Annotated in this window: 2 tRNA genes and 3 rRNA genes; all 5 read left to right on the top strand. The window is 51.7% G+C overall.

The features are described from left to right. The first annotated feature begins 109 nt into the window (after positions 1–109). The 5 genes from F3I62_RS20040 (at position 110) to rrf (ending at position 5,305) form a co-directional block, all read left to right on the top strand. Positions 110–1,646: ribosomal RNA gene (locus F3I62_RS20040) — 16S ribosomal RNA — on the top strand. 93 nt (positions 1,647–1,739) lie between these two features. Beyond that, positions 1,740–1,816 (top strand) — tRNA-Ile (locus F3I62_RS20035). 31 nt (positions 1,817–1,847) lie between these two features. Then, positions 1,848–1,923: transfer RNA gene (locus tag F3I62_RS20030), tRNA-Ala, on the top strand. 236 nt (positions 1,924–2,159) lie between these two features. Beyond that, a 23S ribosomal RNA gene (locus F3I62_RS20025) occupies positions 2,160–5,051 on the top strand. A gap of 138 nt (positions 5,052–5,189) precedes the next feature. Then, positions 5,190–5,305 (top strand): 5S ribosomal RNA (gene rrf / locus F3I62_RS20020). The 16S, 23S and 5S rRNA genes sit together here with 2 tRNA genes alongside, the layout of an rRNA operon. Positions 5,306–5,313: the final 8 nt, after the last annotated feature.

The following is a 5,313-nucleotide window of genomic DNA, read 5'->3' as shown; positions in this document are numbered from 1 at the left end:
CTGTTAGTCGCAAGATTATCAGCAACACAAGTAACTCTTCGTGAATTCAAAGAGTTTATTTGCGATTGCTGAGCCAAGTTTAGGGTTTTCTCAAAACCCAAGCAGTATTGAACTGAAGAGTTTGATCATGGCTCAGATTGAACGCTGGCGGCAGGCCTAACACATGCAAGTCGAGCGGTAGAGAGGTGCTTGCATCTCTTGAGAGCGGCGGACGGGTGAGTAATGCCTAGGAATCTGCCTAGTGGTGGGGGATAACGTTCGGAAACGGACGCTAATACCGCATACGTCCTACGGGAGAAAGCGGGGGATCTTCGGACCTCGCGCCATTAGATGAGCCTAGGTCGGATTAGCTAGTTGGTGAGGTAATGGCTCACCAAGGCGACGATCCGTAACTGGTCTGAGAGGATGATCAGTCACACTGGAACTGAGACACGGTCCAGACTCCTACGGGAGGCAGCAGTGGGGAATATTGGACAATGGGCGAAAGCCTGATCCAGCCATGCCGCGTGTGTGAAGAAGGTCTTCGGATTGTAAAGCACTTTAAGTTGGGAGGAAGGGTAGTAACCTAATACGTTGCTACTTTGACGTTACCGACAGAATAAGCACCGGCTAACTTCGTGCCAGCAGCCGCGGTAATACGAAGGGTGCAAGCGTTAATCGGAATTACTGGGCGTAAAGCGCGCGTAGGTGGTTCAGCAAGTTGGATGTGAAAGCCCTGGGCTCAACCTGGGAACTGCATCCAAAACTACTGAGCTAGAGTACGGTAGAGGGTAGTGGAATTTCCTGTGTAGCGGTGAAATGCGTAGATATAGGAAGGAACACCAGTGGCGAAGGCGACTACCTGGACTGATACTGACACTGAGGTGCGAAAGCGTGGGGAGCAAACAGGATTAGATACCCTGGTAGTCCACGCCGTAAACGATGTCGACTAGCCGTTGGGATCCTTGAGATCTTAGTGGCGCAGCTAACGCATTAAGTCGACCGCCTGGGGAGTACGGCCGCAAGGTTAAAACTCAAATGAATTGACGGGGGCCCGCACAAGCGGTGGAGCATGTGGTTTAATTCGAAGCAACGCGAAGAACCTTACCTGGCCTTGACATGCTGAGAACTTTCCAGAGATGGATTGGTGCCTTCGGGAGCTCAGACACAGGTGCTGCATGGCTGTCGTCAGCTCGTGTCGTGAGATGTTGGGTTAAGTCCCGTAACGAGCGCAACCCTTGTCCTTAGTTACCAGCACGTTATGGTGGGCACTCTAAGGAGACTGCCGGTGACAAACCGGAGGAAGGTGGGGATGACGTCAAGTCATCATGGCCCTTACGGCCAGGGCTACACACGTGCTACAATGGTCGGTACAAAGGGTTGCCAAGCCGCGAGGTGGAGCTAATCCCATAAAACCGATCGTAGTCCGGATCGCAGTCTGCAACTCGACTGCGTGAAGTCGGAATCGCTAGTAATCGTGAATCAGAATGTCACGGTGAATACGTTCCCGGGCCTTGTACACACCGCCCGTCACACCATGGGAGTGGGTTGCTCCAGAAGTAGCTAGTCTAACCGCAAGGGGGACGGTTACCACGGAGTGATTCATGACTGGGGTGAAGTCGTAACAAGGTAGCCGTAGGGGAACCTGCGGCTGGATCACCTCCTTAATCGAAGACTTCAGCTTCTTCATAAGTTCCCACACGAATTGCTTGATTCACTTGCGAAAAGCGATTGGGTTATTACCCGAGAGTAAGACGATTGGGTCTGTAGCTCAGTTGGTTAGAGCGCACCCCTGATAAGGGTGAGGTCGGCAGTTCGAATCTGCCCAGACCCACCAATTGTCAAGGGATGTGGCCAAGTCCGTAGATGGGGCCATAGCTCAGCTGGGAGAGCGCCTGCTTTGCACGCAGGAGGTCAGGAGTTCGATCCTCCTTGGCTCCACCATTCACTCTAGAATCGCTGAAAGCTCAGAATTGAATGCTTATAGATGGAGCATTGAATTCTGGTCTTTGCGCCAGAACTGTTCTTTAAAAATTTGGGTATGTGATAGAAGTAGACCGATGTGTTGCTTTCACTGGCAGCATGTCGCGTCAAGGTAAAATTTGCGTGTTCTCTATGCAAATTTTCGGCGAATGTCGTCTTCACGTTTGAGACAGTAACCAGATTGCTTGGGGTTATATGGTCAAGTGAAGAAGCGCATACGGTGGATGCCTTGGCAGTCAGAGGCGATGAAAGACGTGGTAGCCTGCGAAAAGCTTCGGGGAGTCGGCAAACAGACTTTGATCCGGAGATCTCTGAATGGGGGAACCCAGCCAGCATAAGCTGGTTATCTTGTACTGAATACATAGGTGCAAGAGGCGAACCAGGGGAACTGAAACATCTAAGTACCCTGAGGAAAAGAAATCAACCGAGATTCCCTTAGTAGTGGCGAGCGAACGGGGATTAGCCCTTAAGTGGCTTTGAGATTAGCGGAACGCTCTGGAAAGTGCGGCCATAGTGGGTGATAGCCCTGTACGCGAAAATCTCTTAGTCATGAAATCGAGTAGGACGGAGCACGAGAAACTTTGTCTGAATATGGGGGGACCATCCTCCAAGGCTAAATACTACTGACTGACCGATAGTGAACTAGTACCGTGAGGGAAAGGCGAAAAGAACCCCGGAGAGGGGAGTGAAATAGATCCTGAAACCGTATGCGTACAAGCAGTGGGAGCCCACTTTGTTGGGTGACTGCGTACCTTTTGTATAATGGGTCAGCGACTTATATTCAGTGGCAAGCTTAACCGAATAGGGGAGGCGTAGCGAAAGCGAGTCTTAATAGGGCGTTTAGTCGCTGGGTATAGACCCGAAACCGGGCGATCTATCCATGGGCAGGTTGAAGGTTAGGTAACACTGACTGGAGGACCGAACCGACTACCGTTGAAAAGTTAGCGGATGACCTGTGGATCGGAGTGAAAGGCTAATCAAGCTCGGAGATAGCTGGTTCTCCTCGAAAGCTATTTAGGTAGCGCCTCATGTATCACTGTAGGGGGTAGAGCACTGTTTCGGCTAGGGGGTCATCCCGACTTACCAAACCGATGCAAACTCCGAATACCTACAAGTGCCGAGCATGGGAGACACACGGCGGGTGCTAACGTCCGTCGTGAAAAGGGAAACAACCCAGACCGTCAGCTAAGGTCCCAAAGTTATGGTTAAGTGGGAAACGATGTGGGAAGGCTTAGACAGCTAGGAGGTTGGCTTAGAAGCAGCCACCCTTTAAAGAAAGCGTAATAGCTCACTAGTCGAGTCGGCCTGCGCGGAAGATGTAACGGGGCTCAAACCATACACCGAAGCTACGGGTATCACGTAAGTGATGCGGTAGAGGAGCGTTCTGTAAGCCTGTGAAGGTGAGTTGAGAAGCTTGCTGGAGGTATCAGAAGTGCGAATGCTGACATGAGTAACGACAATGCGAGTGAAAAACTCGCACGCCGAAAGACCAAGGTTTCCTGCGCAACGTTAATCGACGCAGGGTTAGTCGGTCCCTAAGGCGAGGCAGAAATGCGTAGTCGATGGGAAACAGGTTAATATTCCTGTACTTCTAGTTACTGCGATGGGGGGACGGAGAAGGCTAGGCCAGCACGGCGTTGGTTGTCCGTGTTTAAGGTGGTAGGCAGAGATCTTAGGTAAATCCGGGGTCTTAATGCCGAGAGCTGATGACGAGCTTTCTTTTAGAAAGCGAAGTGGTTGATGCCATGCTTCCAGGAAAAGCCTCTAAGCTTCAGGTAACTAGGAACCGTACCCCAAACCGACACAGGTGGTTGGGTAGAGAATACCAAGGCGCTTGAGAGAACTCGGGTGAAGGAACTAGGCAAAATGGCACCGTAACTTCGGGAGAAGGTGCGCCGGTGAGGGTGAAGTATTTACTACGTAAGCCCATGCCGGTCGAAGATACCAGGCCGCTGCGACTGTTTATTAAAAACACAGCACTCTGCAAACACGAAAGTGGACGTATAGGGTGTGACGCCTGCCCGGTGCCGGAAGGTTAATTGATGGGGTTAGCGCAAGCGAAGCTCTTGATCGAAGCCCCGGTAAACGGCGGCCGTAACTATAACGGTCCTAAGGTAGCGAAATTCCTTGTCGGGTAAGTTCCGACCTGCACGAATGGCGTAACGATGGCGGCGCTGTCTCCACCCGAGACTCAGTGAAATTGAAATCGCTGTGAAGATGCAGTGTATCCGCGGCTAGACGGAAAGACCCCGTGAACCTTTACTATAGCTTTGCACTGGACTTTGAATTTGCTTGTGTAGGATAGGTGGGAGGCTTTGAAGCGTGGACGCCAGTCTGCGTGGAGCCAACCTTGAAATACCACCCTGGCAACTTTGAGGTTCTAACTCTGGTCCGTTATCCGGATCGAGGACAGTGTATGGTGGGTAGTTTGACTGGGGCGGTCTCCTCCTAAAGAGTAACGGAGGAGTACGAAGGTGCGCTCAGACCGGTCGGAAATCGGTCGTAGAGTATAAAGGCAAAAGCGCGCTTGACTGCGAGACAGACACGTCGAGCAGGTACGAAAGTAGGTCTTAGTGATCCGGTGGTTCTGTATGGAAGGGCCATCGCTCAACGGATAAAAGGTACTCCGGGGATAACAGGCTGATACCGCCCAAGAGTTCATATCGACGGCGGTGTTTGGCACCTCGATGTCGGCTCATCACATCCTGGGGCTGAAGCCGGTCCCAAGGGTATGGCTGTTCGCCATTTAAAGTGGTACGCGAGCTGGGTTTAGAACGTCGTGAGACAGTTCGGTCCCTATCTGCCGTGGACGTTTGAGATTTGAGAGGGGCTGCTCCTAGTACGAGAGGACCGGAGTGGACGAACCTCTGGTGTTCCGGTTGTCACGCCAGTGGCATTGCCGGGTAGCTATGTTCGGAAAAGATAACCGCTGAAAGCATCTAAGCGGGAAACTTGCCTCAAGATGAGATCTCACTGGAGCCTTGAGCTCCCTAAAGGGCCGTCGAAGACTACGACGTTGATAGGTTGGGTGTGTAAGCGCTGTGAGGCGTTGAGCTAACCAATACTAATTGCCCGTGAGGCTTGACCATATAACACCCAAACAATTTGCTGTTTGTGTGGCTCGACAGAAGTCGACAAACCGAAAATTTGCCTGAACACGCAATACCAACGAATATCACATACCCAATTAGCTGTAGCGACTAAACACCGAGACAGCAACCGAATTGCTTGACGACCATAGAGCGTTGGAACCACCTGATCCCATCCCGAACTCAGTAGTGAAACGACGCATCGCCGATGGTAGTGTGGGGCTTCCCCATGTGAGAGTAGGTCATCGTCAAGCTCCTATCC

This window comes from Pseudomonas sp. R-28-1W-6 (genome assembly GCF_009799925.1).
GTDB lineage: Bacteria > Pseudomonadota > Gammaproteobacteria > Pseudomonadales > Pseudomonadaceae > Aquipseudomonas.
Note: the sequence above shows the minus strand (reverse complement) of the source record. Positions and strands in the feature narration are given on the sequence as shown.